General features: G+C 67.8%; 28 protein-coding genes and 1 other RNA gene. 13 read left to right on the forward strand and 16 right to left on the reverse strand.

Going from position 1 to position 25,254, the window contains the following annotated elements; translation table 11 throughout:
- Positions 1 to 16 precede the first annotated feature (16 nt).
- Positions 17 to 226 (reverse strand): hypothetical protein, encoded by a 210-nt coding sequence (locus tag ACIA03_RS07395; protein WP_141794218.1) that lies wholly within the window; start codon positions 224 to 226, stop codon positions 17 to 19.
- Between the two features lie 75 nt (positions 227 to 301).
- On the opposite strand from ACIA03_RS07395, the gene ACIA03_RS07400 reads away from it, so the two are divergent.
- Genes ACIA03_RS07400 through ACIA03_RS07410 form a run of 3 tightly spaced genes read left to right on the forward strand, consistent with a single transcriptional unit; the run spans position 302 to position 3,452 of the window.
- Positions 302 to 1,765, forward strand: coding sequence for a circularly permuted type 2 ATP-grasp protein (locus tag ACIA03_RS07400; RefSeq protein WP_396980760.1), 1,464 nt, complete (start codon positions 302 to 304; stop codon positions 1,763 to 1,765).
- The gene (locus tag ACIA03_RS07405) at positions 1,765 to 2,694 is read left to right on the forward strand and encodes an alpha-E domain-containing protein (protein WP_396980762.1); all 930 of its coding nucleotides are present in this window, start codon (positions 1,765 to 1,767) and stop codon (positions 2,692 to 2,694) included. The genes ACIA03_RS07400 and ACIA03_RS07405 overlap by 1 nt, the downstream gene beginning before the upstream one ends.
- Before the next feature lie 14 nt (positions 2,695 to 2,708).
- On the forward strand, positions 2,709 to 3,452 hold the full coding sequence (locus ACIA03_RS07410) for a transglutaminase N-terminal domain-containing protein (protein ID WP_396980764.1): 744 nt from the start codon (positions 2,709 to 2,711) through the stop codon (positions 3,450 to 3,452).
- Between the two features lie 6 nt (positions 3,453 to 3,458).
- Here ACIA03_RS07410 and ACIA03_RS07415 read toward each other — a convergent pair whose 3' ends face one another.
- Both ACIA03_RS07415 and ACIA03_RS07420 read right to left on the reverse strand, forming a co-directional pair.
- Positions 3,459 to 3,770: a 4a-hydroxytetrahydrobiopterin dehydratase gene (locus tag ACIA03_RS07415; protein WP_396980766.1), complete on the reverse strand. Its 312-nt coding sequence runs from the start codon at positions 3,768 to 3,770 to the stop codon at positions 3,459 to 3,461.
- A gap of 41 nt (positions 3,771 to 3,811) precedes the next feature.
- On the reverse strand, positions 3,812 to 4,237 hold the full coding sequence (locus tag ACIA03_RS07420; RefSeq protein WP_396980768.1) for a tetratricopeptide repeat protein: 426 nt from the start codon (positions 4,235 to 4,237) through the stop codon (positions 3,812 to 3,814).
- An 87-nt stretch (positions 4,238 to 4,324) separates the two neighbouring features.
- Between ACIA03_RS07420 and ACIA03_RS07425 the strand changes: the two genes are divergently transcribed.
- Both ACIA03_RS07425 and rnpB read left to right on the forward strand, forming a co-directional pair.
- The gene (locus tag ACIA03_RS07425) at positions 4,325 to 4,516 is read left to right on the forward strand and encodes a DUF1918 domain-containing protein (protein WP_396980770.1); all 192 of its coding nucleotides are present in this window, start codon (positions 4,325 to 4,327) and stop codon (positions 4,514 to 4,516) included.
- Positions 4,517 to 4,529: 13 nt separating this feature from the next.
- Positions 4,530 to 4,891: RNase P RNA component class A (gene rnpB, locus ACIA03_RS07430), an RNA gene on the forward strand.
- A 324-nt stretch (positions 4,892 to 5,215) separates the two neighbouring features.
- Here rnpB and ACIA03_RS07435 read toward each other — a convergent pair.
- Both ACIA03_RS07435 and ACIA03_RS07440 read right to left on the reverse strand, forming a co-directional pair.
- Entirely contained in the window at positions 5,216 to 5,680 is a 465-nt protein-coding gene (locus tag ACIA03_RS07435; RefSeq protein WP_396980772.1) for a hypothetical protein, read from the reverse strand.
- Positions 5,677 to 6,678 (reverse strand): hypothetical protein, encoded by a 1,002-nt coding sequence (locus tag ACIA03_RS07440; protein WP_396980774.1) that lies wholly within the window; start codon positions 6,676 to 6,678, stop codon positions 5,677 to 5,679. The genes ACIA03_RS07435 and ACIA03_RS07440 overlap by 4 nt, the downstream gene beginning before the upstream one ends.
- Before the next feature lie 309 nt (positions 6,679 to 6,987).
- Here ACIA03_RS07440 and ACIA03_RS07445 point away from each other — a divergent pair, with 309 nt between their 5' ends.
- From ACIA03_RS07445 to ACIA03_RS07470, 6 genes are read left to right on the forward strand one after another with little or no spacing between them, the layout of a single operon-like run.
- Positions 6,988 to 7,767, forward strand: a complete 780-nt coding sequence (locus tag ACIA03_RS07445; RefSeq protein ID WP_396980776.1) for a hypothetical protein — start codon at positions 6,988 to 6,990, stop codon at positions 7,765 to 7,767.
- A 14-nt stretch (positions 7,768 to 7,781) separates the two neighbouring features.
- Positions 7,782 to 8,399: a cytochrome c oxidase subunit 3 gene (locus ACIA03_RS07450; protein ID WP_396980778.1), complete on the forward strand. Its 618-nt coding sequence runs from the start codon at positions 7,782 to 7,784 to the stop codon at positions 8,397 to 8,399.
- A 5-nt stretch (positions 8,400 to 8,404) separates the two neighbouring features.
- Positions 8,405 to 8,728 (forward strand): cytochrome C oxidase subunit IV family protein, encoded by a 324-nt coding sequence (locus ACIA03_RS07455; RefSeq protein WP_396980780.1) that lies wholly within the window; start codon positions 8,405 to 8,407, stop codon positions 8,726 to 8,728.
- 26 nt (positions 8,729 to 8,754) lie between these two features.
- Positions 8,755 to 9,327 (forward strand): TetR family transcriptional regulator, encoded by a 573-nt coding sequence (locus tag ACIA03_RS07460; RefSeq protein ID WP_396980782.1) that lies wholly within the window; start codon positions 8,755 to 8,757, stop codon positions 9,325 to 9,327.
- 22 nt (positions 9,328 to 9,349) lie between these two features.
- Complete coding sequence (locus ACIA03_RS07465) at positions 9,350 to 9,571, forward strand: TetR/AcrR family transcriptional regulator (RefSeq protein ID WP_396980783.1); 222 nt, start codon at positions 9,350 to 9,352, stop codon at positions 9,569 to 9,571.
- A 42-nt stretch (positions 9,572 to 9,613) separates the two neighbouring features.
- Complete coding sequence (locus ACIA03_RS07470) at positions 9,614 to 9,736, forward strand: hypothetical protein (RefSeq protein WP_396980784.1); 123 nt, start codon at positions 9,614 to 9,616, stop codon at positions 9,734 to 9,736.
- A gap of 276 nt (positions 9,737 to 10,012) precedes the next feature.
- Here ACIA03_RS07470 and ACIA03_RS07475 read toward each other — a convergent pair whose 3' ends face one another.
- The 6 genes from ACIA03_RS07475 to ACIA03_RS07500 form a co-directional block, all read right to left on the reverse strand.
- Positions 10,013 to 11,182 (reverse strand): acyl-CoA dehydrogenase family protein, encoded by a 1,170-nt coding sequence (locus tag ACIA03_RS07475; RefSeq protein WP_396980785.1) that lies wholly within the window; start codon positions 11,180 to 11,182, stop codon positions 10,013 to 10,015.
- Positions 11,183 to 11,190: 8 nt separating this feature from the next.
- Positions 11,191 to 11,949, reverse strand: a complete 759-nt coding sequence (locus tag ACIA03_RS07480; protein ID WP_396980787.1) for a hypothetical protein — start codon at positions 11,947 to 11,949, stop codon at positions 11,191 to 11,193.
- A 137-nt stretch (positions 11,950 to 12,086) separates the two neighbouring features.
- Positions 12,087 to 13,580 (reverse strand): carotenoid oxygenase family protein, encoded by a 1,494-nt coding sequence (locus tag ACIA03_RS07485; RefSeq protein ID WP_396980789.1) that lies wholly within the window; start codon positions 13,578 to 13,580, stop codon positions 12,087 to 12,089.
- Between the two features lie 245 nt (positions 13,581 to 13,825).
- Positions 13,826 to 15,766 (reverse strand): flavin-containing monooxygenase, encoded by a 1,941-nt coding sequence (locus tag ACIA03_RS07490; protein WP_396980791.1) that lies wholly within the window; start codon positions 15,764 to 15,766, stop codon positions 13,826 to 13,828.
- Between the two features lie 144 nt (positions 15,767 to 15,910).
- Positions 15,911 to 16,678 carry a crotonase/enoyl-CoA hydratase family protein gene (locus tag ACIA03_RS07495; RefSeq protein ID WP_396980793.1) on the reverse strand — a complete coding sequence of 256 codons (768 nt, stop codon included), beginning with the start codon at positions 16,676 to 16,678 and terminating at the stop codon, positions 15,911 to 15,913.
- Positions 16,675 to 17,442 (reverse strand): SDR family NAD(P)-dependent oxidoreductase, encoded by a 768-nt coding sequence (locus ACIA03_RS07500; protein WP_396980795.1) that lies wholly within the window; start codon positions 17,440 to 17,442, stop codon positions 16,675 to 16,677. Before ACIA03_RS07500 ends, ACIA03_RS07495 begins: the two co-directional genes overlap by 4 nt.
- Positions 17,443 to 17,543: 101 nt before the next feature.
- On the opposite strand from ACIA03_RS07500, the gene ACIA03_RS07505 reads away from it, so the two are divergent.
- Positions 17,544 to 18,308: an enoyl-CoA hydratase/isomerase family protein gene (locus ACIA03_RS07505; protein WP_396980797.1), complete on the forward strand. Its 765-nt coding sequence runs from the start codon at positions 17,544 to 17,546 to the stop codon at positions 18,306 to 18,308.
- A gap of 89 nt (positions 18,309 to 18,397) precedes the next feature.
- On the opposite strand, the gene ACIA03_RS07510 is transcribed toward ACIA03_RS07505, so the two are convergent.
- From ACIA03_RS07510 to ACIA03_RS07520, 3 genes are read right to left on the reverse strand one after another with little or no spacing between them, the layout of a single operon-like run.
- The gene (locus ACIA03_RS07510; RefSeq protein ID WP_396980799.1) at positions 18,398 to 19,546 is read right to left on the reverse strand and encodes a CaiB/BaiF CoA transferase family protein; all 1,149 of its coding nucleotides are present in this window, start codon (positions 19,544 to 19,546) and stop codon (positions 18,398 to 18,400) included.
- Positions 19,543 to 21,336 (reverse strand): AMP-dependent synthetase/ligase, encoded by a 1,794-nt coding sequence (locus tag ACIA03_RS07515; RefSeq protein WP_396980801.1) that lies wholly within the window; start codon positions 21,334 to 21,336, stop codon positions 19,543 to 19,545. The genes ACIA03_RS07510 and ACIA03_RS07515 overlap by 4 nt, the downstream gene beginning before the upstream one ends.
- A gap of 23 nt (positions 21,337 to 21,359) precedes the next feature.
- A complete protein-coding gene (locus ACIA03_RS07520) occupies positions 21,360 to 22,940 on the reverse strand; it encodes an aldehyde dehydrogenase family protein (RefSeq protein WP_396980803.1) in 1,581 nt (526 codons plus the stop codon).
- Between the two features lie 151 nt (positions 22,941 to 23,091).
- Between ACIA03_RS07520 and ACIA03_RS07525 the strand changes: the two genes are divergently transcribed.
- On the forward strand, positions 23,092 to 23,766 hold the full coding sequence (locus tag ACIA03_RS07525) for a TetR/AcrR family transcriptional regulator (RefSeq protein ID WP_396980805.1): 675 nt from the start codon (positions 23,092 to 23,094) through the stop codon (positions 23,764 to 23,766).
- Between the two features lie 78 nt (positions 23,767 to 23,844).
- On the opposite strand, the gene ACIA03_RS07530 is transcribed toward ACIA03_RS07525, so the two are convergent.
- Both ACIA03_RS07530 and ACIA03_RS07535 read right to left on the reverse strand, forming a co-directional pair.
- A complete protein-coding gene (locus tag ACIA03_RS07530) occupies positions 23,845 to 25,023 on the reverse strand; it encodes an NAD(P)/FAD-dependent oxidoreductase (protein ID WP_396980807.1) in 1,179 nt (392 codons plus the stop codon).
- A 5-nt stretch (positions 25,024 to 25,028) separates the two neighbouring features.
- Positions 25,029 to 25,223: a ferredoxin gene (locus ACIA03_RS07535; RefSeq protein WP_396980809.1), complete on the reverse strand. Its 195-nt coding sequence runs from the start codon at positions 25,221 to 25,223 to the stop codon at positions 25,029 to 25,031.
- Positions 25,224 to 25,254 lie beyond the last annotated feature (31 nt).

A 25,254-nucleotide genomic window follows, 5' to 3' on the forward strand; every position in this document is an offset into this window, starting at 1 on the left:
CACCCGGAGCCTGGTTCTACTTGTCCTCGTTGCCTGCGTCGCCCTCCCAGGCCCTGTCTTCCTTGTCCCACTGCTCGTTGTTCTCCTGGACGTGCTCCAGAGCCCGGGCAGCCTCGGCGTGGGAGGCGTAGGGGCCGAGGCGGTCCTTGGCCTTGCAGCCCTGGTAGGGCTCGACGGTCTTGTGCTTGAGGCAGTAGTAGTACTCGCCCGCGTGCTCGTCGCTCATGCTGCCAACCTACCGTTGTGCGAGATGTTCGCGTGGGCAACAGCGCTGTTACACGGATTTCAGTAGGTTGCCACCATGAGCCAGATGTTCGACGCCTACGAGACTCGGGATCCGGCCTATGACGAGATGTTCGTCGGCAGCGAGCTCCGGCCTCCGTACCAACGCCTCGGCGACTCGCTGCGCCGGCTCAGCGCATCGGAGCTCATCAGCCGGGTCGAGGCGATGCAGGCCAGCTATCTCGACCAGGGCGTCACCTTCGACATAGGCGGCGAGGAGCGGGCCTTCCCGCTCGACATCGTGCCGCGGGTCATCGAGCGCGACAGCTGGGCGACGATCGACAAGGGCGTCCAGCAGCGGGTCAAGGCGCTGGAGCTCTTCCTCGCCGACGTCTACGACGAGGGCAAGGTCTTCGACGACGGGGTGATCCCACGTGAGGTGATCACGACCTCCAGCCACTACCACCGCGCTGCCGCGGGGGTGCACCCGCCCAACGGCGTACGCGTGCAGGTCTCGGGCATCGACCTGGTCCGCGACAACGCCGGCGAGTTCCGCGTCCTGGAGGACAACGTCCGGGTCCCGTCGGGCGTCTCGTACGTCATGACCAACCGTCGGGCGATCTCGGCCGCGCTTCCGGAGGCGATCGCGGAGCACCGGATCCGGCCGGTGGCCAACTACCCGCAGAAGCTCCTGGCGGCGCTGCGTGCGGCCGCTCCCGCGGGTGTCGCCGACCCCACCGTGGTCGTCCTGACTCCCGGCGTCTACAACGGCGCCTACTTCGAGCATGCGCTGCTAGCGCGGACGATGGGGGTCGAGCTCGTCGAGGGGCGCGACCTGGTCTGCCGCAACGGGCAGGTGCTGATGCGTACGACCAAGGGGCTGGCCCCGGTGCACGTGATCTACCGGCGCATCGACGACGAGTTCCTCGATCCGGTGCACTTCCGGCCCGACTCGATGCTCGGCTGCGTGGGGCTGATCGACGCCGCCCGGATGGGCAACGTGACCCTGGCCAACGCGGTCGGCAACGGCGTCGCCGACGACAAGCTCGTCTACACCTACATGCCCGACATCATCCGCTACTACCTGGCGGAGGATCCGATCATCAAGAACGTCGACACCTGGCGGATGGGTGATCCCGAGTCCCGCGAGGAGGTGCTCGACCGGCTCGACGAGCTCGTGCTCAAGCCCGTCGACGGCTCGGGCGGCAAGGGGATCGTGATCGGGCCGGCGGCCTCGGCGCGCGAGCTGGAGGTGCTGCGCGGCAAGATCCTGGAGGATCCGCGCTCCTGGATCGCGCAGCCGGTGGTGCAGCTCTCGACGGTCCCGACCTTCATCGACGGAGATCTCGGGGCGCGGCATGTGGACCTGAGGCCGTTCGCGGTCAATGATGGCGACAAGGTCTGGGTTCTTCCCGGTGGCCTGACTCGGGTGGCGCTCGCAGAGGGCGAGCTGATCGTGAACAGCTCCCGTGGCGGCGGCTCGAAGGACACCTGGGTGCTCGCCGGAACGACACCGATGAGTCAGTCACAGGGGGTGGCGTGATGCTTTCGCGGATCGCGGAGTCGATGTTCTGGATCGGACGCTACGTCGAGCGCGCCGAGGACACCGCACGGATACTCGACGTGCAGACCCAGCACATCCTCGAGGACGCCGCCACCGACGAGGAGACGGCCTGCCGCTCGCTGCTGGCGGTGATGGGCATCGAGATCCCCGACACCGAGAAGGTCGGGTTGCCTCAGATGCTGGACATGCTGGCGTACGACACCACCGCGCCGACCTCGATGGCCTATGCGCTCGGGGCGGCCCGGGAGTCGGCCCGCGGGGCCCGGGAGACCCTGTCGGTGCCGTTGTGGGAGGCGCTCAACACGACCTACCGCGCCATCCCGGCCGGGCAGTTCAAGCACATGCGGGCGCCATTCATCTTCGGCTGGGTGCGTGACCGGGTGGCCCAGATCAACGGCACCGCCGACGCCACGATGATGCGCGACGAGTCCTGGCAGTTCCTGATGCTCGGGCGCTACGTCGAGCGTGCCGACATGACCTCGCGGCTGGTCGCGACCACCTCCTTGACGAGCGCCGGCGGCGCGTCGCAGTGGAACTCGACGCTGCGCGCGTGCGGGGCGTACGACGCGTTCCTGCGGGTCAACAAGGGGGTCGAGACCGAGCAGGCGGCCGCGGAGTTCCTGCTGCTGGACCGGATCTTCCCACGCTCGGTGGTGCACGCGCTGCAGCGGGCCGAGGGGGCGCTGGACACGCTGGAGGGAACGAGCCGACGGGCCGGCTTCTCCGACGAGGCCCACCGGCTGATCGGCCGGATGCGCGCGTCGCTGGAGTATCGCTCGCTCCACGATCTCCTGGCCGACCTGCCCGCCGAGATGGAGCGGCTCCAGGTCACCTGCGCGGAGGCCACCGAAGCCGTCACCAAGCGCTACTTCGCCGGTGCCGAGGCGCTGGCCTGGCAGCCGGTCTGAGGAGTCTGATCGAGATGAGCATGCAGTTCCGGATCGTGCACACCACGACGTTCACCTACGACGGCCCGGCGGTCGCCTCCTACAACCAGGCGCGACTGACTCCCCTGACCACGCCCGACCAGATCGTGGTCCACCACCGGATCGACGTCTCGCCGAAGCCGTGGACCTATGAGTACAAGGACTACTTCGGCAACGAGGTCACCGCGATCGAGGTGCTCGAGGCTCATCGGGCGCTGAAGGTCTCCGCGACCAGCACCGTCCGGGTCGACCGGAAGCCCAGCGCCGCGCCGGTGCTCACCTGGGAGGAGGCCGCGCTGCCCGGGGTCGCGGACCGGTTCATCGAGTTCCTCGGCCTGACGTCTGTGGTGGCGCCCGACGAGGAGCTCGCGACTCGGGCCAAGGCCATCGCTGCTTCCGCGGGGCTCCCGGGTGAGGCCGCGGTCGAGATCGCCCGGGCGATTGCCGAAGGGTCGGCACCGGATGCCGCCCACCAGCTGCTCGGCGCGCTGCGTACGGTCGGGATCCCGGCGCGCTACGTCTCCGGCTACGTCTACCCCGGCGGCGCCCACTCCTGGGTGGAGTGGTGGGACAACGGCTGGCACGGGATCGACCCGGCCACCGGCACCGAGCCCGGCGACGCCTACGTCGGTGTGGCCACGGGTCGCGACCACACCGACGTCAAGCCGCTGGGCGGGATCTACTCGGGGCCCGAGGAGCCGGCCGTCGAGGTCAGCGTCGAGATGACGCGCCTGGCGTAGCCGGTCTCAGAGCGAGGACTCGGCCGCGAGCCCGTTGATCACCTTCGCCAGCGCGATGTCACGGCTGGTCACGCCACCGGCGTCGTGGCTGGAGAGCCGGATCTCGACGTACGGGTAGCGCAGGTCGATGTCGGGGTGGTGGTTGGCCTCCTCGGCCTTCGCCCCGATCGCGTTGACCAGCGCGAGACCGGTGATGAAGTCACCGGTCTCCACACGGGCGACGATGCTGTCGGCCTCGCCGCTGGTGTCGAACGTCCAGCCGTCGAGCTGCTCCTGGGCGACCTGCTCGGCGTTGAGGGTCGTGGTGTCAGGTTCCATGCCCCCACCCTGCCACCGCCGTGGGCGGCGCGCCACGCGGGTCACCCCTCGCGCTGCGCCAGCCTGTTGCGTACGCGGTAGACGGCTGCGTGATGGTCGTAGTCGTCGCTCATCACAGCCGCCAGGCGCAGCGGGCCGAGCGCGTCCTCGAGCCGGTCCTGGCGCTCCAGGACACGACCGAGGGAGTGCTGGCTCCAGGCGTCGCTCGGGTCGCGCTCGACGAGCCAACGGAGCTCGGCCTCGGCCTTGGCGAGCTGCGCCCGCAGCATGTAGGCCCACGCACGCATGCTGCGCAGCCCGATGTTGTCGGGGTCGTCGGCGAGCGCCGGCTCCAGGATCTCCAGCGCCTCCACCGGGAAGCGCCGCGAGAGCAGGTCGTGGGCCGTCCGGAAGGCCGCCTCGTACGAGGTCTGGCCCGGGAAGACAACAGCCGGGGCTACGTACTCGAACTCTTCGTTCTCGGTCATCACACCCTCCGAACGTGATACCCCCACATGGTATTCCATCCGCACCCGCACGAGAGCACCATGGTGACGGTGAGGAGGTGAACGCGCATGCACGCATCAGTAGGTGACCACCTCGTCGTGGCGGGCCAGCACGTCGGGGACCACGTTCGGGAGGCCGAGATCATCGAGGTCAGCCACCCCGACGGCAGCCCGCCCTACCTCGTACGCTGGAGCGACAGCGACCACGAGTCGCTCGTCTTCCCCGGTCCGGATGCCCACATCGAGCCCGCCTCGCAATAGACTTTTGTGCGGACGGGCTGGCCGGGCGATCGCGTCGTAGAGATACGTCGAGGAAAGTCCGGGCTCCACAGGACAGGGTGGTGGCTAACGGCCACCCGGGGTGACCCGCGGGACAGTGCCACAGAGAACAGACCGCCGCTACCCTCCAGGTAGCGGTAAGGGTGAAACGGTGGGGTAAGAGCCCACCAGTCCTCGTGGTGACACGAGGAGCTAGGTAAACCCCACCCGGAGCAAGACCAGACAGCGTACGTTCGAGGGCGGTCCGCCCGAGTGCGCGGGTAGATTGCCGGAGACCGGTGGCGTTGATCTCGAACTTGAGACGAGCGTCATCAATCTCCACGATCTCGAGCGAAGTCTGTTTCGAGATCTCGTGATCCTGTCCGATCGCGTCGTAGCCCGCCATCACCAGGATGCCCGCAAGCAGCATCGTCAGCGCCACAACTGAATCAGAGTCGTCATGGTGTCCTCCTCGCCTGGATGCTTCGGTGAATCCGCGGCAGTTGCACCGCAGCGAACACCCCCGCAGGCGTGAGTTGGGAACGACGAACTGGCCGAATCGGGCATCGTGGCCTTGGTGGTGGGGCATGAGTCTTGGCGGACCCGGAAGAACGACGCGAGGAGCAAACGACGAGGGCGTCGGCTCCACGCGTCATACAGAACGACGCGAGGAGCCGACGCCCGAGAATCGTGCTGGCTGAGCTAGGTGGCCGGCAGCGACGGCAGGTACACGTTGAAATAGGCCAACTCGGTTCGAACAATAGCCGCTCCACCTGGCCCCAGCTCAGCGAGCAGCTGGTCGTCGTGAGGCGCGTTCGTAATCACCAGTGTCGCCGCATGACGGAACGCCGTGTTCGCAGTCCCGAAGGTGACTCCACCCTTGACGAAGGCATCTGCGACCGCTATCGAGTAGGCGTCGCCGTTGTCTGCCGCCACCGCCAGGACCCCGGCGCCGTAGATGATGTCAGCCAGAACCTCGGGCTGATCCGCATACCCATGGGCCGCAATGATTTTCGCCGCCTCGGCGCCGTCGCCTTCGGCGATCGCCACCTTGGCGTCTTCAATGGGTCCGGCATGCGCCGGGGTCGCCATCGCGAACACTCCGATGATCCCAGCCACAACCGCGGCCAAGACCGCTCGGACGCGCCCGCTTGGATTGGTGATCATCCGATGTCCAGCCTTCCGATCGCGTTGCCCGTGAACTCACCGAACCAGATCGCGCCGTCCTGGGTGCTGTTGAGGTCGCAGATGCCGGCCATCGGAGTGGGCACCACGAACTCCCGGTACGCCCCCGTCGAGGGGTCGAACTGGCCGATCTTGTTCCCGCCCTCGAAGCCGCCCTGGGCGATGTAGATCTTTCCGTCCGAACCCTCTCGGATCGGACCCGGGAACGGCAGCGGGTTTCCGAGGGACAGGTCACCGAGGCCACGCAGCTCCAGGATGCTGAACTCCTTGATCTTCCCAGTTGCGATGTCGAGCCAGCCGAACTTCTGGCCGAGCGATTCGGTGAACCAGACCCTGCCATGTCGATCCGTCGTGACCCCCTGGGGCAGCGAGGCAGCCGTGGGCACCACGTACTCCTTGATCTGGCGTGTGAACACGTCGATCGTCGCGATCTTGTTCGCAGCACCGAGCGACACCACCAGCAGGTTCCCAGGGCCGGGCTGGATGATCTGGGTGATGAGGGTGGTCGTCGACAGCGGTGTCGGCAGCGGGATCACCTCGACCTCGCGCGTCTCGATGTCGACTCGCCCCAGCGCAGCAACCCCGGACATGGTGAACCACATTGCGCCGTCCTTGCCGGTGGTCACATCACTAGCAAGGGCCGTGCCCGCTTGGAGCGGAGCCGTGATGCGGAGCGCCGCAGGGATGGTGGAGCTCTCCATCGAGCCGTCCGCGGGATCGAGTCGGGTGATCAGATTGCGTGAGACCTGCGCGAACCACAACCCTCCGTCCGGACCGATCTCCATACCCCCCGGTACGCTCAGTGGCTGGTCCACCGGAAAGCGCGTGAACTGCTTCGAGGACGGGTCGAAGCGCGTGATGGCGTTGCCGGTCACCTCCTCGATCCAGGCGCGACCATCGTCATCGAACTCGATCTCACATGGCCCCGAGACGGGCTCCGGCAGCCGGTACTCGCTCGTCGCGAAAGGCTGATCACCCACGGAATCGGAAGCCCATGCTGCAGGGGTCAGCGCCCCCGAGGCCGCCAGAACCGAGATCACCACCGCCCAGACCCGGCGCCTACCACGCATCACTCTCATCGACACTCCTGTTGATTGTTTCGAGATGAACTGTCTCTAAATAAGCACGTTAGTCGACCCTCACCACTGTGACAAGCCTCACTTGCGGACACGGATCGCCCCCGTCCCAAGTTTTTGAGACGCGACATCGCGACAATGTCTGTACAGCTGTCGCAGCCGTTGCTAATGTGAAGCGCGCCACATTCACACCGCGTTTTCGAGGAGTACGCCATGTCCGCTGCCGCATCCCTCTTCTCCGAGAAGAGCCAGCGAGCCATCCTCTGGTGGGGCATCGGCCTCGCCATCGTCTATGGCGTCGCCCTCATCTTCTTGATCGGCATGGTGCCACCACCAGACGCGACCTGGTCCGCTTCCCAGGTGGCCGAGTTCTATCGCGAGAACAGCGTCAAGATCAGGTGGGGCGCAGTCATCGACGGCTGGGTGGGCGCCTTCATGATGCCGATCCTCACAGTCGTGGCCGTCCAGATGGCACGGGTCGAGACCGGGGGCGCCAAGATCTGGAGCACCCTCTCCCTGGTCAGTGGTGCGCTGATGTCATTGTTCCTGGTTCTGCCGCCAGTCTTTTGGGGGGCGGCGGCATTCAACGCCGACCGAAACCCTGAGATCACCGCAATGACTCACGAGATCGCCCTGCTGATCCTGGTGACGACGGACCAGTTCTTCATCTTCATGTGGGTTGGCGTGACGGTGATTGCGTTGCGCCCAGCCACACAGCTGATCCCGCACAACCCGTTCCCGCGCTGGTGGGGCTACCTGTCCCTGTGGATCACCATTATGTTCGAGGCGGGCGCCTTCGCATTCGTCCCGAAGGCCGGGCTGCTCTCCTGGAACGGTCTCCTCGTCTTCTGGTCCCCGCTGTCCTTGTTCGGCGTGTGGATCTCGGTCCAATCGTGGCTGATCTTCCGGTCCCTGCGCGCCCAGGAGGCCGAAAAGATCGCGGCCAGCACCACCGGCGCCCCGATCAGCACCACCGCCGACGCTGTCTTCTGACACCAGGAGTCCTCATGACCGAGACCGATCTCGAGGTCGCGCCAACCACCGCGTTGGCGGCGACCCGCCCCCGGCGCATACCCGGCGAAGAGGGCGTATGGATCTTCATCTTCGGCGACATGTGCGTCTTCGCCGTCTTCTTCTGCGTGTTCCTCAACTCTCGCATCAGTGACGCGGCGGGGTTCGCACATGACCAGGCGCAGCTGAACCAGAACTTCGGCGCCGTCAACACGGTGCTGCTCCTGGTGAGCTCGCTGTTCGTCGTCTTGGCCATGCGCATCATCAACACCCCCAACGCAGCACTGCGTGCCAAGGCCCCGCTGTTCATCGCCGCGGCATGGATCTGTGGCGCATCCTTTCTCGTTGTCAAAGGATTCGAGTACAGCGAGAAGATCGCCCATGGCATCACCCCGCAAAGCAGCGACTTCTTCATGTACTACTTCGTGCTGACCGGGCTGCACGCCTTTCACCTACTCCTCGGCCTGGTCGTCTTGGTGGCGCTCTTCACGATGGCCCGCAAGCCGGAGCTGTCGAAGGGGCAGTTCGCACTCTTCGAGGGCGGGGCCTGCTTCTGGCACATGGTCGACCTACTGTGGCTGGTCCTGTTCCCTCTGATCTTCCTCGTGAGGTGAGTTCGATGAACACCACTCCCGTCGCGACGGCGGCACCGCACTCAGACATACGCACGCTGTCCTCGGGTTTTCGGTCCTCAGCCACGGTGGTCTGGATCCTCCTGGTCCTCGCCACCGTGGTTTCCTGGGCGCTCGGCACCGACCACGGGTTCGTCGAGGGCGCAAAGTCGGCGAGTCTGATCGTGATGGTTCTGGCGTTCGTGAAGGTCCGCTTCGTCGGGCTCTACTTCATGGAGCTCAAGGATGCCCCGCTGCCACTCCGGATCCTGATCGAGGTCTACTGCCTGGTCGTCTGCTGCCTGACACTTGGCTTCTACCTCGCCGGCTGATCTCGGTGCCCGACTACGATCTGCACATGCAAGCCGCGACCGCCGCCCTGGTCCGCGCCGCCCGTGAGGCCTTCGCACAGCACGGCGTCCGCCGGACCACGATGGCCGACGTGGCCCGCGCGGCCGGCGTCGTGCGCCAGACCGTCTATAACACAGTCTCCAGCCGAGACCAGCTCATCGAGCTCGCCATCATCCAGTGCTGCGAAGAGCTCAAGGAGAGCCTGACCGCCGCCGGACGCGACGACCCCGAGGACATCGACGAGGCGTTGTTGGCCTTCCTGGTCAGGGCCGTCGCCACGGCGTCGACGCACACCGAGCTCAACGAGCTCAACGCCGCCCTGACGCCGGAGCAGGTCGAGAAGCTCTTCGGGCACTCGCACCCGATCGAGGAGCTGATCCGCGAGACCGCGCGTCCGGTCCTCGAGCGCGCCCTCGCCGCCGGGCGCCTGCGCCCGGGCACCACGGTCGAGGAGGCGGGGCGCTGGATCCAGGGGATCCTGACATTCGCCCTGCTCCATGACGCCGGCGAGGTCGGCCCGGGCGAGCTGGAGCGCGTGCTGCGCACCTTCGCTCTACCGTCAGTACTGACCGAACGCTGAGCGGTCATCAAGGTCATGCCTCGTGCGTCTCCACCGCACCTCTGCGCAGGTTCGCGAGCTGATCCTCGGCGCCGCGGCAGGTCTCGTCGCCGAGAAGGGCTTCGCCACGACCACGACACGCGAGATCGCAGAACGAGCCCAGGTCCGCGGAACCACGATGGTCCGGATCTACGAGTCCAAGGAGCACCTGTACGACGAGGCGGTGCTCCGCCCCTTCACCGACTTCCTCGGCTCGTTCACCTAGCGCTGGATCGCCGGTGAGCCACCGGTCGGCCACCCCGCCGAGGTGCGCAAGCAGTTCGTCACCGAGCTGCACGACGTGGTCTCCCAGCATCGCGCACTGATCGCCGCCCTCGCCACGCTTACGGCGACGCCTCCAGCAACCGAGCCGTTCATCCCGGCCCCGTGATGGGTGTGCTGTTCATGGTCGGGTTTCTGATCGCCGGGCTTCCTGGTCTGGTTCCTGCCCAACTTCACGATGCTGCTGAAGTCCGTCGACAAGGACGATCTGGCTCCGAGCGAGCAGAACCCGTCCCTGGCAGCCGAGGTCGCCGAGCTGCGCAGCCGACTCGACGCACTGACCAGCTGATCAGCCGTGCTCCGGCCATGCCGGAGCACGGCTGCCCGCTCAGCCCGGGACGCCATCCCTCACCGCACTGCATAGAGCGAGCCTCGCCGGTTCTCGTCAGTACGACCGCGGCAGAGACAAGCTGTGCTCGGCGACGAAGTTGAGGATCATCTCCTTGGAGACCGGGCCCATGTTGAGCATCCGGACGATCCAGAAGTACGTCGCCAGCTGGTACTCCTTCGAGACCCCGTTCCCGCCATGGACCCCGATCGCCGCATCAAGCGCCCTCAACCCGGACTCGGCGCCGAGGTACTTGGCAATGTTGGCGAGCTCTCCGACTTCGACACCGGAGTCGTAGCGCAGGCACGCCTTGTCGGTCATCTCCACGGCCGCCGTCATGTGCACATGGGCTGCAGCGAGCGGGTGGGCGACCGCCTGGTGCGCGCCGATCGGGACGTCCCAGACCTGACGGGACCGCGCATACTCAACCGCCTTGCGGAGGGCGTAGCGGCCGATCCCCGTACAGATCGAGCTCGCCAGGATCCGCTCGGTGTTGAGACCGGTGAAGGCGACCGCAAGGCCCCGCCCCTCCTCGCCCACACGGTCTCCCACCGGCACCCGAACGTTGTCGAAGTGCAGCTGCCAGCTCTGCTCAGGCTGGTTCATAACGGTCGAGATCCTGGTCCGCTCCAGCCCCGGCGCATCGGCGTCGACGACGAGGACGGAGAGGCGCGCCCGACCGGTCAGCTCATCGGTGCCCGTACGGGCGACCACCATGACCTTCGACGCGCTCTCCACGCCGGTGATGTAGACCTTCTGGCCGCGCAGCACATAGGCGTCGCCATCCCTCGCCGCGACGGTTGAGATGCGGTGTGCGTTCGAGCCCGCATCCGGCTCGGTGAGCGCGAACGACCACCGCTCCCGGCCGGTTGCCATGGCCGGCAGCCAGCGGGCCTTCTGTTCGTCGGTCGCGCTCCGGTCGAGCACGGTGCCGATGACGCCTGGCGAGAAGAGGATCGACATGGCGGGGACACCGGCCATGGCGGTCTCCTCGACGACCATCGCGAGCTGGCGAAGGCCGCCTCCCCCGCCGCCGTACTCCTCGGGCAGGTGGACGCCGAGGTAGCCGCCGGCGCCGAGCGCTGCCCACAACTCCTGGGCATTGCCGCCCGCGTCGACCTGCGCCTGGAAGTAGTCCGGCCCGTACGCGACGGCGATCCGTCGGACGGCCTCACGCAGGGCGTGGTCGTCGTCGGGTCCGATCAGTCTCGTCGGCGGTGCCGTCACGCGATCGCTCATACGGCGGCCGGCGCCGCGGAGGACGTCTGCCCCAGATCCTCGTAGTACCGCTTCTCCGCCTTGAGCGTTCGGTAGAACTGCACGTAGGTGACGATGAGGAACGGCACGTAGGAGCCGACGGGCAGGTAGAACCCGATCGCGCCGTTCCAAGCGAACGGCCCGCCGAAGAAGAAGATGGACAGCACACCGGTGGAGCCGACCACGGCCATCCAGATGTTGAGGTAGCAGAACCACCGCGGGAAGACCTGTGGACCCTGCCGTTGGGTCAGGCCGGCGATGCCCAGGCAGATCAGCTGCATGCTGAACGCCGGGAAGAACAGCAGAAACTCCAACCACGTCATATCGCTGATCAGCTGGACCAGCTCTGGTGAGCGGTCCACCCGGTAGTAGGCGCCAGCCCAGAAGATGAAGGGGAGGATGAAGGCGACCGCGTTGACACAGCCGGCGCACAGCGACACGACAGCCAGGACCGGAACCCGCCGGCCCTCCTCCGCCCGCGCGATCTGGATCGAGACGAGGGCCGACCACGGCACCAAGAGGGCGCTGCCCAGCAGGCCGGTGACGATGCCGAGCTTGACCCAGTTGAGCCTCGGGCCGTATTCGGCCATCAACTCGGCCCCAGACAGCTCGGGGGAGGGCGGCGGGATGAAGCCCGCGAATGGCATGAGCCCTAGGAAGAACAGCACGCCGAAGCCGATGCCGCAGGCCCACAGACCCACTTGCACCTTGTGGTGGATGAATTGCGATGGTTCCATGAGGCGACCTCCGTCTTGCCTGCCGATCCCGCGCCCTGCGGTCGTCGGCGTCCCGCCATCGCGTGGTCCGCGATGGAATCCGGCGGCGCCACCCGATCCCCGGGTGGCGCCGCCGGCGTCATACCCACTGCTCTCGGTCAGCGGAAGTCCATCCAGTGACCGTGGGGCGTCCAGCCCATCTGGAAGGGCAGCTCGATGCGGCAGATCGGCCCCGCGCTCACGTCGTCGGTGTCGAAGATCTGGTACTCACCGCGCTTCTCGGCCCACCATGAGACCGGGACGATGATGTAGCCGTCGCCCTCGGGCGAGTCGATCTTGCGTGGCGCGAAGGTAGCCTCTAGCACCGCGGCCGGCTCGTTGTCCCGGATCTGGTAGGTCGACTCCGAGAGCGTCTTCATGTTGGTGACGGTAAGGTTGTTCATCTTCATGCCGCCGCGCTTGACGACACCCCCCACGGAGTAGCCCCACTCGTAGCCTTTGCCGTAGAAACGCTCGTCGACCTTGGGCAGCTCCGAAGGCCGGTCCGACAGCTGCTCGGCCTTCGCCTTGCCGGTCTCCAGGTCGATCACCCAGCGGCCGAGGTTGCTCTTGGCGATGGAGAAGAACAGCGCGATGTCGTCACCTTCCTGGAAGTCCTGCTCGAAGGGGAACGGCGGCCGGTTGAAGATCGGGCCGTCGAGCTGGAGCTCGTTGCCGATCACGTTGGCCGACATCGTGTGCATGATGTACTGCGCCGGAAGATCGGTCGTGATCCAACGGATCTCGCCGTGCATGTCGTGGCGCGGGATGAGCGCAATCACGATGGGCAGCTCGGGGTTCCACTCCCAGACGTTCTTGTCCTGCTTGATCCGCTTCTTGTCGACCAGGAACGGCTGGAAGGGCATCACGACCCACTCCGGCGTCAGCCAGATGTCATGGGCGACGGTGTTGTAGGGCGCGTCCCACAGCTCGCGGGTGTCGACCGTGCCGTCGGGGTTCACGTAGTGCATGACCACGTACGGCGCCTCGTCGCTGTAGGTCCAGCCGTAGAGGACGCCCGTGTCCGGGTCCCACTTCGGGTGGGCCGAGAACGTCGCGTCGCCGTACGCCGCCGGCGTGTGCAGGCCCGACGTCAGCTTCGGGGACCACGGCACGATGCCCTTGGTCTCGAGGGTGATCGGGTCGATCGCGATCGGCGGGCCGCCCTGCTCGCTCGAGGCGAGCATCTCGCCCTGGAACGGGAAGATGTTGATGTTCGAGACGCCACGCGAGACGCCCTGGTTGCCGGCGTCCCGCTTGACCTCGCCGTACGCGGTGTCGCGCCAGTCACCGAAGCCGCCGTCTTCCCACTCGAACATGCCCTGCTTGCGCGCGGCCTCGAGCACGTACTTGGGAGTGCGGACCCACCGGTTCTTGAAGTTGGCGACACCGTCCTCGAACGTGATCGCCTGGACCATGCCGTCCATGCTGAGCAGCGGGTTGGTGCCCTGCTTGGTGGGACGCTTCCAGGTCGGACCGACCCGGTAGAAACCGCCGGCGAGGTCCTTCGGGATCTCGCCGTGGGTGACGATGCACTCGTCAACCGTGGCCTCGAACCGCATGGGCTGGAACGGCCCGCGCAGCGAGTTCTCGGTCGGGAGGTTGTAGCTCATCGCTGCTCCTTGTTTGCTTCGAGCATCTGGCTCCCGGTCTGCTATCCATCCACCAGGAGCAAATTCTGAACCTGCGCGTCTCAATTTAATGTTTGCGACGTCCCCAGTCAAGGGCACGGAGTCGCGGTCCACCCCCACAGGGCCTTGCGGTTGACGTACGTTCCGTGCGACGAGTCGTCCGGGTCCACAAGGAAACCCTGCGCCCGGATCCCCGAGGGATCCGAGCGCAAGCGATCGAGTCGCGACTACGAGGAGGCGTCGGCCGCTCTGATCTCGCGATAGTCAGCCGCGTCGAAGTGCCGCATCCGACTCCAGGAGTCGAGGTAGGTCCACGGGCTGCTGACGACGATCCGGCCGGCCTCGTTGCGGTACCAGGTGGTCATCCCGGGGTGCGACCAAATGCACTTGTCGAGCTCGGCGTCGAGTTCCTTGTTGTAGGCCCAGAAGACGTCCTCGTCGACCTCGAGGCCGGCCACCCCGCCGGCCGCGAGGCGGGCGATCGCCTGCATGATGTAGCGGACCTGGAACTCGCAGGCGAGGATGGCGCTGCCACCGTGGCCGGCGTTGGTGTTCGGTCCATTGAGGATGAACATGTTCGGGAAGTCGGGCACCGTCACGCCGAGGTAGGCGCGGGCGTCGTGGTCGCCCCACTGCTCGGCCAGGCTCTTGCCGGAGACCCCGTGGATCTCCATCGGCCACAGGAACTGCAGTGCCTTGAAGCCAGTCGCCCACACGACGATGTCGGCCTCGTGGAGCGTGCCGTCGGTGGTGATCACGCCCTCGGGGGCGATCTGCTCGACGTTGGTCGTGACCAGGTCGACGTCGTCACGCTGGATGGTGCGGAACCAGCCGTTGTCGAGCAGCGGGCGCTTGCCGTACGGCGGGTACTCGGGGATGCAGGCGTCGTGCAGATCCGTGCGGTCGCCGAGCTGGTCCTTGATGTACTTGGTCAGGAAGATGCGGTGGCGCTCGTTCTGGTCGTTGATCGACAGCTCGGGCTTGGTCCACTCGGGGTCGATCCGCAGCGAGGAGTGCAGGCGGTCGCTGAAGTTCCAGAACGCGCGCAGCCGGTACCAGCGGGCGTAGAGCGGCAGGCGCCCCATCAGGTAGCGGACGCCCTCGGGCACGTCGCGGTGGTAGTTCGGGTGCGGGACGGCCCACTGCTTGGAGCGCTGGAAGACGACAACCTTCTTCGCGACGCCGGCGATCGAGGGCACCAGCTGCATGGCGCTGGCGCCGGTGCCGATCACGGCGACGGTCTTGCCGGCGTACTCGACCTCGGGGTCCCACTGCGCCGTGTGCATGATCGGGCCGGCGAAGGTGCCCGCCCCCGGGATGCTCGGGATCGAGGGCCGATTGACCATGCCGACGCCGGTGGCCAGCATCGGCGCCGTATACGACGTCCGCACGCCGCTGCCGTCGACGACGTCGAGCTTCCAGGTCGTCGTCGCGGCGTCGAAGTCGGCGCGCTCGACCTCGTGGCCGAAGACAATGTGCTCGCGGATGCCGTAATCGTCGACGAGGCGCGCCAGGTAGCTGTGCACCTCCGGGCGCTTGGCGAAGAAGCGGCTCCACTCACCGTTCGGCTCGAACGAGAAGGAGTACAGGTGGCTGGGGGTGTCCACGCCGCAGCCCGGGTAGACGTTCTCCCACCAGGTGCCGCCGATCTCGTGGTTCTTCTCGATGACCGTGAACGGCACGCCGGCGCCCTTGAGCTTGATCGCCAGCGCGATGCCGGACAGGCCGGCTCCGATGATGAGGACCTCGAAGCCCTCCGGCAGCGGATGCGGGACCTCGACGTCACGGGAGAGGACACCGAGCTCCTCGGCGAGCAGCTCCCCGTACTCGTCCGGGATCTCCTCGACGAGCGCGACCTCGAGCATCCGGGTCACCTGCTCGGGCGTCAACGGGCGCTCCGCGATCAGACCGGACTCGGCGTCCAGGATCGCGCGCAGCGCGGCGGAGCGGATCTCGGCCTGGACGTCCTCCGGGAGGGAGCCCGAGTCGTTGTCGTCCAGCACGGGTCCGCGCTGCGGCCGATACTTCCCCGAAAGCCACTTCTCCTCACCGGTCAGGTGCGCCAGCACCAGCAGCAGGGTGGGGATGTTCGCGTCCTCGAGAGCCGCGGCAAGGCGGTCCCGGTCCGGGGCCGAGTCATCCTCGGCTCGGTTGATGAGCTGGGTCACGTGAGTCCCCTTCTGGAAATCTTATTGAACGTCTGTGTCTCAATAATATCTCCCGAGAGACTCCTCTCGTCAAACCGCACGCTCAAAAGGCACGGTGGCCGGTCGCGCAGCTGCGACCGGCCACCGCCTTGACAAACGGACTCCTCAAGCGCCCGTCCACACCGGCGGGCGCTTCTCCACGAAGGCGCGCGCCCCCTCAGCGGCGTCCGCGGAGGAGCGCACCGGGTCCGTGTACGTCGCCTGACGGTCGAAGCCCTCGTCGAGGGTCCAGCCGACCGACTCGACGACGATCCGCTTGGCCGCGCGTACGGCGAGTGGCGCGTTGGCACTGATCGCTGCCGCCAGCTCGCGGGCCACCGCCAGCGCCTTCCCGTCTGGGGCAACGCGGTTGACCAGGCCCCACTCCTTCGCCTGGACCGCTGTCAGCGGCTCGCCGGTCATGATCAGCTCCAGGGCGACGGCCTGTGGGATCCGGCGCGGCAGACGGAGCACGCCGCCGGCCGCCGCAACCAGGCCACGCTTGACCTCGGGCAGGCCGAGGCGCGAGCTCTCGGTCGCAACCACGAGGTCGCAGGCGAGTGCGATCTCGAGACCGCCACCGAGGGCATTGCCCTCGATCGCGGCGATCAGCGGCTTGTCGCACGGACGCCGCACGATGCCGAAGGCACCCCGGCGCTCATGGATAGGACGCTCCCCCGTCGCGGCGAACGCCTTGAGGTCCATACCGGCACAGAAGGTCGTGCCGGCGCCGGTCAGCACGACCACTGCGATGTCGGAGCACTCGTCGACCTCGTCGAGCACCCCGGCGATCGCCAGCGAGGTGGGCAGGTCGATCGCGTTGCGCACTTCCGGGCGATTGAGGGTGATGGTCGCGATCCCGTTGTCGACCTCGAGCAGGACGGCGTCGCTCATCGCGGCGACATCCGGATTGCGCCGTCGAGCCGGATCGTCTCGCCGTTGAGCATGCCGTTGTCGATGATGCTCAGGGCGAGCTTGGCGTACTCGTCGGGCTGTCCGAGTCGGCTCGGGTGCGGCACGATCTTGGCCAGCGAGTCGCGGACGTCGTCGCTGAGCCGGTTGAGCAGTGGAGTGTCGAAGGTGCCGGGGGCGATCGTGCAGACACGGATCTGCTTGCCCGCGAGGTCGCGCGCCGCGACGATGGTCATGCCGACGATGCCCGCCTTGGCCGAGGCGTAGGGGATCTGCCCGATCTGGCCCTCGAATGCGGCGACCGACGCGGTGAGGATGCAAACCCCGCGGTCGCCGTCGACGGGCTCGTTCTTCGCCATCCGCGCGGCGGCGAGGCGCAGCACGTTGAAGGTGCCGATCAGATTGATGCCCACAACCTCGGAATAGAGCTCGATGTCACCTGGCGTGCCATCCCGGTTGACCAGACGCACCGCACCCCCGCGGCCCGCGCAGTGCACGACGGCACGCAGCGGGGCGGCGGCCTCGGCCGCGTCGTAGGCCTCGTTCATGGCGTCGGCATTGCGGACGTCGGCGGGCGCGAAGACGACCCGGTCGCCGAGCGACTCGGCCACAGCCTTGCCATCGGAGGACGGGAGGTCGGCGATGACGATGCGCTCGGCACCTGCGTCGAGGAGCCGCCTCACTGTTGCGAGCCCGAGCCCGGACGCGCCGCCCGTGACGACGGCCGAAGATCCTACGAGGTCCATCTGGACACACCTTTCCTTTTTGAGTCTATGCATCTCTAATATAGGTAGACGAGAACCGTCGGGTCAACGACGACGACCACCACCACTCACGGAGGCCACCCATGGAGTCCACCGACCACCTGCTCTGCCGACGTCACGACGGGTACGCCGTGGTGACGCTCAACCGGCCCGAGCGTTACAACGCGCTCAACCACGCGCTGGTCGCCGACCTGCGCGAGCAGATGGAGAAGCTCGAGACCGAGGACGACGTCCGCGCGATCGTGCTGACCGGCGCCGGCAAGGCGTTCTGCGCCGGCGCGGACCTGAACGCCGGGCCGAGCGATGTCGAGGACGTCATCCGCCGCCTCTACATCCCGCTCGTCGAGCAGCTCGCCTCGATGGACACCCCGGTGGTCGCCGCCGTCAACGGCCCGGCCGCCGGCGCAGGCTTCTCGCTCGCGCTCAACGCCGACTTCCGGCTCGCCTCGACGAAGGCGTCATTCAGCATGTCCTTCGTGAAGGTCGGTCTGGTGCCCGACGCCGGCGCCACCTGGCTCCTCCCCCGCATCGTCGGTGCCACGCGGGCCAGCGAGATCGCGCTGCTCGGCCGCAAGGTCACCGCTGAGCAGGCTCTGGAGTGGAGCCTGGTCAATGAAGTGGTCCCCGTCGACGACCTACTATCGCGGGCCACCGCGCTCGCCTCCGAGATCGCTGCCCTCTCCGCTTCGGTCGGCTCGATCCGCCAGTTGCTGCGCGCCGCCCAGTCGGTCGATCTCGCGACCCAGCTCGACGCCGAGGCGGTCGCGCAAGGGCGTGCCCAGCAGCACCCGCACTACGCGGAGGCCAAGCTGGCCTTCGTGGAGAAGCGGACGCCGCGCTTCTGGTGACATCTGGTCCAACCCAGTAGGCCGCCAACCCGAAGGGCGTTGCCGCATGGAAAGGTTGCGGCAACGCCCGAGCCAGGGAGGCGGCAGCATCAGGACTGAACGGCGATCCCGCTGTCGAGGAGGCCGTCGACATCCGCGACGCCCCACGCGGTGAGGACGTCGCGGGTGTCTTTGCCGAGGGCCGGCGGCGGGACCGGGTGACCGGAGGTCGTGCGGCTGAACCGCGGCGCCGGAGCAGGCTGGACGACGCCGCCGACCTCAACGAAGGTCGCACGCTTGTCGAGGTGCGGGTGGCCGGCGGCCTCGCGCAGTGATAGCACCGGAGCCACGCAGGCGTCGGTGCCCTCGAAGACCTCAGCCCACTCCTCGCGGGTGCGGGAGGCGAAGGCCGACGCCAGCGCCTCGCGGATCTGCGGCCAGCGGGCGGGGTCGGTGCGGTCGGCGACGGCCGGATCCAGCTCGAGCAGGCGCACCAGCTCGTCGTAGAACTGCGGCTCCAGCGCGCCGACGGCCATCCACTGGCCGTCGGAGGTGGCGTACGTGTCGTACCAGGGCATGCCGCCGTCGAGCATGTTCGCACCGCGGCGGTCGCGCCACAGGCCGGTGGCGAGCATGCCGTGCAGCAGGCCGGTCAGCGAGCTGGCGCCGTCGACGATCGCGGCGTCGACGACCTGGCCGCGGCCCGAGCGGGCGGCCTCCCAGCACGCGGCGAGCACGCCGGTGACCAAGAACATCGAGCCACCGCCGAAGTCGCCGACGAGGTTGACCGGTGGTATGGGCGGCCCGTCGGCACGACCCATCGCGTGCAGGGCACCGGTGACGGCGATGTAGCCGATGTCGTGGCCGGCGGCGGCCGCGAGCGGCCCCTCCTGACCCCAGCCGGTCATCCGGCCGTAGACCAGGCGCGGGTTGACCGCCCAGCAGTCATCGGGACCGAGGCCGAGGCGCTCGGTGACGCCGGGCCGGAACCCCTCGAGCAGTACGTCGGCCTGTGCGACCAGCTGCAGGGCGGCCTGCACGCCGCGAGGGTCCTGCAGGTCCAGGATCACCGACCGTCGGTTGCGGCGGAGCACGTCCTGCTCCGGCGGGACCGAGCTGCCCTGGCGGCTCGGGCGCTCGACCCGGACCACCTCCGCACCCATGTCGGCGAGCAGCATGGCGGCGTACGGGCCCGGCCCGATGCCGGCGAGCTCGACGATCTTCAGGCCCGCGAGGGGGCCTGTGGAACCTCCGGTCACAGGCTGTACATCCCGTTGATCTGGTCGGCGTACTTAACGTGGATCACCCGGCGCTTGAGCTTGGCTGTGGGCGTCAGCTCGTCGGTGTCCGGGAGCCAGGCCGAGCCGAGGACGGTGAACTTCTTGATCTGCTCGCTGCCGTGGAGGCGCTTGTTGGCGCGGTCGACGATGCCCTCGACCTCGGCCAGCAGCGCCGGTGAGGCGACGAGTTCGTCGAGCGGGAGACCCTCCAGGCCGAGGTTCTTGGCGTGCACCGGAGCGGCCTCGGGGTCGAGCGTGATGAGCGCGGTGACATAGCTGCGCTCGTTGCCGATGGCGACGACCTGGCCGATCAGCGAGCTCTCACCGCGAACGGCGGACTCGATGTTGGCGGGTGACATGTTCTTGCCCGTCGACGTGATGATGATCTCCTTCTTGCGGTCGACGATCTTGACGAATCCGTGCTCGTCGATGGTCGCGATGTCCCCGGTGTGCAGCCAGCCGTCGGCATCCAGCGCCCCGGCCGTCGCCTCGGGCTGCTTGCGGTAGCCCGCGAAGTTGAGCTCGGCGCGACACAGCAGCTCGCCGTCCTCGGCGAGTCGGACCTCGACCCCGGGTAGCGGCTTGCCCGCGGTGCCGGTCTTGTAGTCCTCGACCCGGTTGAAGACGTTGAGCGATCCCTCGGTCAGACCGTAAGCCTCGAGCATCGGGACGCCGACCGCACGGAAGAACTGCGACAGCTCGGGGCTGGAGGGGGCACCGCCGACGAAGGCGGCCTTGATGTTGTCGAGCCCGAGTCGCGCGAGCAGCGGCGAGATCCGGGCCACGATCGCGTCGTGCCGCTCCACGAGCGCCGCGGCCTCATCGGCCGGTACGCCGCTGCCGGCCTCGATCGCACGGACCCGCTCGAGGCCGAGGTCGACGACCTCCTGGAGCGCGACACGCTGCTCGTCCGGCTGAGCGGCGATCATGGCCTCGATCCCGACCTGCAGCTTCTCCCACAGCCGGGGCACCGAGAAGAACGCATCCGGGTGGCTGGAGGCCAGCGCGACCGGCACCTCCTTCATGTCGGGGCAGGCCGTGATCGTGGCGCCGTACCCCAGCGACATGTAGTGGGCCGTGATCCGGCCACCCGCGTGGGCCATGGGCAAGAACGAGATGATTCCGTCGACCGGCATGGGAAGGGCCGCGTCGAGGGCGCGCTGCTCGGCCATCACGGTACGGTGCGACCACTGTGCTCCCTTCGGCGGTCCCGTCGTGCCGGAGGTGTAGATCAGGGTCACCAGGTCCTCGGGGGTGACCGCACGCCAGGCCGACTCGAAGTCGAACCCGGCGTCGGCTCCGGCCTCGATCGCGGCCAGGCTGATGGTGCCCTCGGCCTCGCCGTCGACGAGGATCACGGTCTCGACCTGACCGTCCAGCTGCCCCACGGCCTCGAGCACCTTGGGCAGGAAGACCTGTTCGGTGACGACGAAGCGGGCGTCCGCGTTGGAGAGCTGGTGCGCGATCTGCTCGGCCGGCGAGCTGTTGAAGATCGCGAACGGAACGGCGCCGAGATGCACGGCCGCGAAGTCGACCTGATGGCACTCGGGAGTGTTGGGCAGCAGCATCGCGATCGTCTCGCCCTTGCCGAGCCCGGCCGCCGCCAGTCCGGCGGCGAGGCGTCGTACGCGCGCGTCCAGCTCGGCCCAGGTGAGGCTCACGCTGCCGTCGATGGTGCGCAGCGCGACCTTGTCGCCGTACTGCGCGACGGTGCGCTGGAAGGCCTCCGGCACCGTGCCGGCGGCGAGCGGGGTGAAGGTGTCGTTCATGGTCAATCCTCCTGGTCCAGGGTTCACTTCGCGGGCTTGCCGAGGCGTCGACGCCAGTCGTGCATGCCGATCAGGCGGAGCGCCTTGTCGGTGAATGCCGCCTTCTTGGCCGTGTTCGGGTACCAGTGGATCTCCCGCTTGAGATGCACCTTCTCGCTCACGAAGGCCTGCTGGCGGCAGTACTTCCGGATGCCGTTGGCCCCGCCGAAGCGGTGGCCGAGTCCCGAGGACTTCCAGCCGCCCATCGGCAGCGGGAACTGGAAGACGTTCGTCATCGCGTTGTTGATGTTCATGCCGCCGGTCTCGACCCGACGGCCGACCCGCAAGCCGCGGGCCGCGTCGGTGGTCCACACGCTGCCCGCGAGTCCGTACGGCGAGTCGTTGGCCAGGCGCACAGCCTCGTCCTCGTCCTCGACCTTCATCACGGGCAGCAGCGGCCCGAAGGTCTCTTCCGTCATCGCCAACATCGAGTGGTCCACGTCGACGAGGACGGTTGGGGGGTAGAACAGGCCCTCGGCGTGCCGCTGACCGCCGGTCAGCGCGGTCGCGCCCTTCTCCAGGGCGTCGGCGACGTGGCGCTCGACGATGGCGATCTGCTGCTCGTTGGCCATCGCGCCGTAGTCGGCCTCGAAGGCGCCCTGCGCGTCATGGCCGACCCGGAGCCTGCCGACCGCGTCGACGAGGCGCTCGACGAACTCGTCATAGACCGGCGCCTCGACGTAGACCCGCTCGACCGCGATGCACGACTGGCCGGCATTGAACAGACCGCCCCACACCGCACCCTCCACCGCGCGGTCCAGATCAGCGTCGGAAAGCACGATCATCGCGTCCTTGCCACCCAGCTCCAGGCTCGCGGGGATCAGGCGCTCTGCGGCACGGATGCCGATCCGGCGACCGGTCGCGGTCGACCCGGTGAACTGGACCATGTCGACCTGGTCGACGACCGCGGCGCCGGTCTCACCAAGACCGGTCGCGACGCCGAGGACCGGCGGCGCACCGATCTCCTCCCAGCCGCGGACGACCTCGGCCCAGGCCAGGGGGGTCACCTCGGACGGCTTCGTGAGGACCGCGGCACCGGCCATGAGCGCGCCGGGCACGTCCATCATCGGCATGGCGAGCGGGTAGTTCCACGGCGTGATGATGCCGACCAGCTGATGCGGACGGCGGATCACGCGCAGCTTCTTGGTGATCGCGGTGAGATTGTGCGGCGACGGCGTCTCGTCGGCAAGGAAGCGAGCACCGTTCTTCGCGTAGTAGTTGATGACCTCGACCGCGACCAGCAGCTCGATCTGGGCATCGCCCCAGCTCTTCCCGGCCTCACGGTGGACCAGCCCGAGGATGCGCTCCTTGTTGTCGACGATCCAGTTCAGCCACGCGAGCAGGTGCTTCTTGCGGCCCTCGGGACCGAGCGCCTCCCACGCAGGCTGGGCAGCCCTCAGCCGGGCCGCGAGCTCGGCGACCTCGGCCCCGGACAGGTTCGGGACGGTTCCCGCGACCGTATCGTCCGCGGGGTTGCGGACCTCGACGACGGCGCGTGCGGGCTGCTCGGCGAAGGGCGCCCGCGGCGCTTCGGAGACCGGCGATATGTGACGGGGAACACTCATGGTGTTTAGGTTATGAGAATGTGTGTCTCAATACAAGGGCCTGGATTGCCCGCCGTGTTGTCGTGAGGTTGTTTTGAGATTGGATCGGTCGGTAATGTGTGCTCTCACGGGTGGCCGCGCGGCAGCCCGTCACCCACGCCAGGGAGCCAACATGACCGCAGAGCCGACCCCGAAGACGCCCCGCCCCCGCGGACGGCCGCGCCTGGACATCGACCCCGACGCGGTCGCCGACGCCGTCGCCGAACTCTTCGCCGAGGGCGGCCTCGAAGCCGTCTCCATCCTCGACACCGCCGAGAAGCTCTCCGTCAGCCGCGCCACGCTCTACCGCACGGTGCCCACCAAAGAACACCTGATCGGCATCCTCTTCGAACGCAGCACCGGCGAGCTCAGCCAGAACGCCAAGGCGATGCTCAACGAGATCGACGCGCCCGACGAACGGCTCGTGGGCCTGGTCCGCCTGCAGGTCGACGCCGCCATCCGAATGCGCCGCCACATGCCGGTCTTCTTCGGCGGCGGCGACCTGCCCCCCGAGGTCTTCGAGCGCTGGCACAAGTGGAGCCGCGAGTTCGAGAAGATCTGGGTCGACGTCGTCAAGGAGAACATGGACGCCGGGCTGCTCAATCCCGCCAACCCCGTCATCACCGCCCGACTCCTCCTCGGCTCCTGCATCTGGGTGTCGCGCTGGTACCGCCCCAACGAGAAGCACAGCCCCGAGGAGATCACCGATATCGCGGCCGACCTGATCCGCTCGCTCCAAGCCCCGAAGGCCAAACCAGCAAAGAAGGCCACCACCAAGAAGTCGGCCACGAAGCAGCCCCACACCTGAGATCGTCGAAGCTGCACCCGAACGACGAAGGGCCTGTCGGCATCGCCGACAGGCCCTTCGGAACACAGACCGGCGGAGCTATGGCGCCACGAGCTGTCGCTGGTAGCCGATGATGCTGCGGTTCATGTTGAACGCGATCGCACCCACGAGCTCGCCGCCCCGCCGGCCTTCAGCCAGCAGCGACGGCTTCTCGACGTCCTCCTCGACGATCGTCCAGGTGTCGGCCGCGCGCAGGAATCCGGCCGACTTGATCTTCACGTCGTACTGATCCGACCAGAAGGTCGGGACCGACGCCGTCGCCGCCATCGCCGCCCGCTCTCCCACGGGCAGCAGCAGGTTGCGCGCCGCCAGGTCGGCCATGTCGCGGGCGTTCGACCAGTGCTCGATGCAGACCGCACCCTCGCCGTGGTGGTGTGGCCAGGCAGCGATGTCACCAGCAGCGAGGACCCCCGCAACCGGCTGACCATCACCGTCGAGGACCGTGCAGGTCGCGTCGCAGACGACGACCCCCTGGTCCATCGAGAAGCCTGCGTCCGCGAACCACTCCGAGTTGGGGAGCGAGCCGATCGCGACCAGCACGACCGTGGCCTCGAGCAGCTCGCCGTCGTCGAGGCGGACTCCGGTCACCCGTTCCTCCCCCTCGAAGCCCGCAACCCCCCGACCGAGTCGGAACCGCACGCCCTGGGCCTCGTGGATGCGCATGGCACGAGCACCGACCTCCGGACCCATGACGGGCATCGGGTGCGGTGCGACGCCGACGACGGTGACGTCGACACCCTCCTTGCGGAGCGTTGCCGCCACCTCGCAGCCGATGAAGCCGGCACCGACGATGACGACCTTCGCATCGGGTCCGATCTCGGACCGGAACGCGGCGGTGTCAGCGAGGTCCCGCATGGTGTGCACGCCGGAGGCGGGCACGGGGCCCTCCCAGGGGCGCGCCCGGCGGCCACTCGCGATCAACAGGCCGTCGTACGCGACCTCGGTGCCGTCGTCCAAGACGACGACCTGACGCCCACGGTCGAGCCGCTCGGCCCGGCGCCCGAGCACCCACGACACGTCCGGCGCGTCGCCCGGGAGGGCGCACTGCTCCTCGGTGCACGTCCCGGCGAGCAGCTGCTTGGACAGCGGTGGCCGGTCGTAGGGCAGGTGCCGCTCGTCGGAGACGATGGTGACCCGCCCGTCGTACCCGGCCTCGCGCAGGCCCTGCGCAAACCGGAAGCCGGCCAGGCCGCCGCCGACGACGACCACGTCCTCCACGACGGTCAGCCTTCGATCCGGATCGCGGCGACCGGGCACATCTTGGCCGCCTGGACGATGGTCGCACGATGCTCCTCACCCGGCTCCGCATCGAGGACCTGGACGACGTCGTCGTCCTCCCCGATGTCGAAGATGTCGGGCGCGGCGACGACGCAGTCGCCGTGCACCTCACAGATGCTGGTGTCCACGGTGATCTTCATGGGGTACTCCTGGTGGATCCGGGTCAGCCTG

Source organism: Nocardioides sp. NPDC051685 (assembly GCF_044453405.1).
In the GTDB taxonomy this organism is placed as follows: domain Bacteria; phylum Actinomycetota; class Actinomycetes; order Propionibacteriales; family Nocardioidaceae; genus Nocardioides.